This is a genomic window from Xanthomarina sp. F2636L, assembly GCF_026410195.1.
Taxonomy (GTDB): domain Bacteria; phylum Bacteroidota; class Bacteroidia; order Flavobacteriales; family Flavobacteriaceae; genus Xanthomarina.
Genome location: NZ_JAPMLM010000066.1, coordinates 1 through 5,474 on the forward strand (window position 1 = coordinate 1; position 5,474 = coordinate 5,474).

The following is a 5,474-nucleotide window of genomic DNA, read 5'->3' on the forward strand; positions in this document are numbered from 1 at the left end:
TTAGACGAATTTAAAACCAAGCTTTATACCAATATTTCCCATGAATTTAGAACGCCACTAACACTTATTTCAGGTCCCATAGATAACCAATTAGCAAAAACAGACCTTTCCAAAACCGACAAAAAAGAACTGAGTTTAGTAAAACAAAATGCCGACAGATTACTTCATTTAGTAAACCAAATGTTGGATTTGTCTATGATAGATTCTGGACAAACAAAACTTCGAGTTTCGAGAGGAGATTTATCTATTTTATTTAAGCAGCTTGTTAGTGCTTTTCAGTATCAAGCCAATCAGAAAAACATTACAATTAAACATCAAATTTTCGATTTAAAAGACGTTTGGTTTGATGCAGATGTTATTGAAAAGGTAAGTTCTAATTTATTGTCAAATGCTATAAAATATGCACCAAAAAACAGTGAAATTATTTTTGATGCTCTTAATCTAGATGGCATGTTGGTATTATCAATTATAAACTCTAGTAAGCTAGTTGGAAAAGAAGATTTGAGTAAGTTATTTCAACGGTTTTATCAAGATAATGAACTTTCAGATGGCGTAGGAGTTGGCCTAGCCTTAGTGCGCGATTTAGTTACTCTCTCTAAAGGTACTATTATAGCCAATAATATCGATGCAAACAGAATACAGTTTAACGTTTCACTTCCTATAAATAAAGACGCTTTTACTGCTGAAGAAATTTATGATAGGCTTAAAGTTGAAAACCTTTCATTAGAAACAGATGAATTGATATCAGAAGTCAACACCAACAAATCAAGTCTATTAATTGTTGAAGACGAAACGGATATCCGCGCTTTTATTGTCTCTATATTTTCTGACAACTATGATATTCTTGAAGCCGAAAACGGAAAGATAGGACTTGAAAAAGCACAGGAAAACCTTCCAGATTTAATTATCAGTGATATTATGATGCCAGAATTAGATGGAATCGAACTTTGTCATGGTATTAAAACAAACGAGTTAACCAGTCACATTCCAGTCATTCTATTAACGGCTAAAGTAGGAGAGCATCATGAAATTGAAGGTCTTAAAACCGGGGCAGATGCTTATGTAACCAAACCGTTTAGTAGTGAGAAACTTAAAATTAGAGTCGAAAAATTGATTGAAAATCGTATAAAACTTCAAAAACACTTTAGTAATACGTTAACCATTAATCCAGAATTAGCCATTACGTCTACAGAAACAGAGTTTTTAAAGAAACTTCAATTGGTTTTGGATACACATATTAGCAATTCAGAATTTACAAGTGAGACTTTTTGCAAGTACATGCAAATAAGCCGAACCCAACTTCACAGAAAATTAAAGGCCATTACTGGCATGACAACTAGCGAATTTATACGTTCGCAACGCTTAAAACTGGCTGTTCAATTGTTAAAATCTTCCGATGCCACCATGGCAGAAATTGCCTATCAAGTAGGTTTCAATTCCCCTTCGTACTTCAATAAATGTTTTAAGGAAGTGTATAACTGTACACCTGCAGAGTATATTTTAAAGACATAGTTAGAGCTTATAAATTCTAATATTATAAATAAGTTAATAGTAAATTTTAGACCTATTTAATACTAAAAACTCTTTTATGTGCTTTTGCCTCATTTTTCGAAAACATTTTAGTATTTTTAATTGTCAATTTAAAAATTATGAGGCACCTAAAGTTGCTCTTTTTTTGGTTTGTTCCTTTTGTTATTTTTTCACAAAATCAAGGTCAATCTGATGCTATTGATTTCCTTCGTTTGAACCCTGTCGATGGTGAATTAGAGAGTCAGTGGGTATCTTCAATCATGCAGGATAATGAAGGTTTTATATGGATAGGTACTCAAGATGGTTTGTATAAAGTTTTTGATAATCACACTAAAACATATCAATATAATCCAAAAAATAAAAAATCTCTTCCTGCAAATTGGGTGCGTTGTATGGCACAGGATAGTCATGGAATTTTTTGGATAGGAACGCAAGGAGGTGGTCTAGTTACGTTTGATCAAGATACAGAGCAATTTGAAAAATATAATTTTATTGATGAAAATGACATTTTAAATGGTCTCATTATATATGATTTGTTTATTACCTCAAACAATGTTTTATGGATTGAAAGTGAAAATGGGCTTTATAGGAAAACACCAGATGGGATAACAGAAAAGGTGAGTGACGTCGTTCTTTCAGTATTTATACATGAGATTAAATCAGGGCAAATAATTATTTCATTTAATGATACTATTTTTATTTATAACAACCTTGAAAAAATATTAGAGCCTATTTTTAAAGTAGATCATTTAAAAAAGGTGTTTTATGCAGGAGAATCCAATTTTATACTAAATATAAAAGATTCTATATACACGTACACACTTGGAGATACCCCTGTATTATTAGAGACTCCTGAAAAAATTTATGGCATTTCAAATAGAAGAAATAATAGCTTCCTGTTTCTAGGAAAGCACTATATCTACCGATATGATGTGCTTAAAAACACCTTTCAAAAGCTTGAAATTCTAAGTGCTTTAGATAATGTTTTAGAAGTTTTACAGGCGCTTTTTGTAGATAGACAAGGGATTTTATGGATGGGAACAGCTAATGGACTTTTTAAAGAAAGCATTGCAGGAAGACTGTTTAAAGAAGTGATACCAGTTCATGCAAGAAGAATAATAGCAGATAAAGAGCATGTAATTATAGGAGGAAATCAAGGACTTTTTAAGTATTCTTTAGCCACAAAATCCTTAACTAATTTAATTGAAGCTAAGATTTTTTCAGTTTTAAAGTCAACAAGTGGTATTTGGGCCGGAGGTATTGCAAATAATTTGTATCATATTAATCTTAAAGGAGAAATAAAAATCTATGAAATTTTAAGTAAAAACAAAGAATTATTTAAAATTTATGGCATAGTTCAAGATAAAAATGATTTTTTATGGGTGAGTTCATGGGAAGGATTGCATCTTTTGAACCTTCAAGGCGAACTTATAAAAAGTTTTAGGTTTAATAATGACAAACTTAAAGCCTTACAGCTGCATATCGATAAAGAAGATAATCTATGGATAATAACTGTAGGTAATGGGATATATAAAATACCACAAGTATCACAAATTAGTGCTGAGCAAAAGCTGTTTTCTTATAAACAATATGTGGCAGGACAGCCTGTAGAAAAAACAATTAATTCCAACACAGCTTATGAAATTTTTGAAGCCGAAAATGGCGATTTATGGTTTGGAATGGATAGTGGTATAAATATTTATAAAAATGAAACAGACAGCTTTGAAAGTCTTCAAATTAACCAGCAGTTTTTTGGCAAGAAAACAATGGCCATAAACTCTGACACTTCAGGTTTGTTTTGGATAAGTACTATTAGAAATGGCGTTTATGTTTACGATACTAAAAATGATAGAATGATAAATTTTAATACTTATGATGGTTTGGTATCTAACGCCTGTCTTTTTACCTCCAGATTGTTTTATAAAGATAAATTATATTTAGGGACAGAAAGTGGTGTTCAGGTTATACATGCAACAGATTTTACATTTCCAGAAATACATACAAAACCTATAATTACAGATGTTAACTTGTATTCTAAATCCACTAAATCTGATACAAAATTTCAAATTGAAAAAAAGAATATCAAATATTTGGAACATTTTGAAGTTAGCCCTATACAATCCTATTTCACTTTGCATTTTGCGACCATTGATTATAGTTTTCCAAAAAAACTAAATTATTTTTATAAACTTAACGATACAGATAATTTGTGGCATAAAGCAGAAAGCAATTTCATAAACTTTACAAATTTAGAATCTGGAGACTATACTTTTTATGTGAAAGCCGCTTATGATATTTTAGATGATACGCCAGTAGCTTCTAAAAAATTTACTATCAATTCTCCTTGGTATAAGATGACAATAGCCTATGTTTTCTATGGAATGATATTTATTTCAATACTTGTTGCCTTTTCATATTTAAAACTTAAACAAAATTTGGCTCTTAATAAATTAAAAGCTGCAAAGGTATTAGACGAATTTAAAACCAAGCTTTATACCAATATTTCCCATGAATTTAGAACGCCACTAACACTTATTTCAGGTCCCATAGATAACCAATTAGCAAAAACAGACCTTTCCAAAACCGACAAAAAAGAACTGAGTTTAGTAAAACAAAATGCCGACAGATTACTTCATTTAGTAAACCAAATGTTGGATTTGTCTATGATAGATTCTGGACAAACAAAACTTCGAGTTTCGAGAGGAGATTTATCTATTTTATTTAAGCAGCTTGTTAGTGCTTTTCAGTATCAAGCCAATCAGAAAAACATTACAATTAAACATCAAATTTTCGATTTAAAAGACGTTTGGTTTGATGCAGATGTTATTGAAAAGGTAAGTTCTAATTTATTGTCAAATGCTATAAAATATGCACCAAAAAACAGTGAAATTATTTTTGATGCTCTTAATCTAGATGGCATGTTGGTATTATCAATTATAAACTCTAGTAAGCTAGTTGGAAAAGAAGATTTGAGTAAGTTATTTCAACGGTTTTATCAAGATAATGAACTTTCAGATGGCGTAGGAGTTGGCCTAGCCTTAGTGCGCGATTTAGTTACTCTCTCTAAAGGTACTATTATAGCCAATAATATCGATGCAAACAGAATACAGTTTAACGTTTCACTTCCTATAAATAAAGACGCTTTTACTGCTGAAGAAATTTATGATAGGCTTAAAGTTGAAAACCTTTCATTAGAAACAGATGAATTGATATCAGAAGTCAACACCAACAAATCAAGTCTATTAATTGTTGAAGACGAAACGGATATCCGCGCTTTTATTGTCTCTATATTTTCTGACAACTATGATATTCTTGAAGCCGAAAACGGAAAGATAGGACTTGAAAAAGCACAGGAAAACCTTCCAGATTTAATTATCAGTGATATTATGATGCCAGAATTAGATGGAATCGAACTTTGTCATGGTATTAAAACAAACGAGTTAACCAGTCACATTCCAGTCATTCTATTAACGGCTAAAGTAGGAGAGCATCATGAAATTGAAGGTCTTAAAACCGGGGCAGATGCTTATGTAACCAAACCGTTTAGTAGTGAGAAACTTAAAATTAGAGTCGAAAAATTGATTGAAAATCGTATAAAACTTCAAAAACACTTTAGTAATACGTTAACCATTAATCCAGAATTAGCCATTACGTCTACAGAAACAGAGTTTTTAAAGAAACTTCAATTGGTTTTGGATACACATATTAGCAATTCAGAATTTACAAGTGAGACTTTTTGCAAGTACATGCAAATAAGCCGAACCCAACTTCACAGAAAATTAAAGGCCATTACTGGCATGACAACTAGCGAATTTATACGTTCGCAACGCTTAAAACTGGCTGTTCAATTGTTAAAATCTTCCGATGCCACCATGGCAGAAATTGCCTATCAAGTAGGTTTCAATTCCCCTTCGTACTTCAATAAATGTTTTAAGGAAGTGTAT

Annotated in this window: 2 protein-coding genes; both read left to right on the forward strand. The window is 31.3% G+C overall.

What is annotated here, in order from left to right; genetic code table 11:
- Positions 1-1,512 (forward strand): hybrid sensor histidine kinase/response regulator transcription factor (locus tag OS191_RS07175; protein ID WP_267155038.1); only part of this gene is annotated, 1,512 nt, incomplete at its 5' end.
- A gap of 137 nt (positions 1,513-1,649) precedes the next feature.
- Positions 1,650-5,474, forward strand: a 3,825-nt coding sequence (locus tag OS191_RS07180) for a hybrid sensor histidine kinase/response regulator (protein ID WP_267155039.1), incomplete at its 3' end; no start/stop codon positions are given.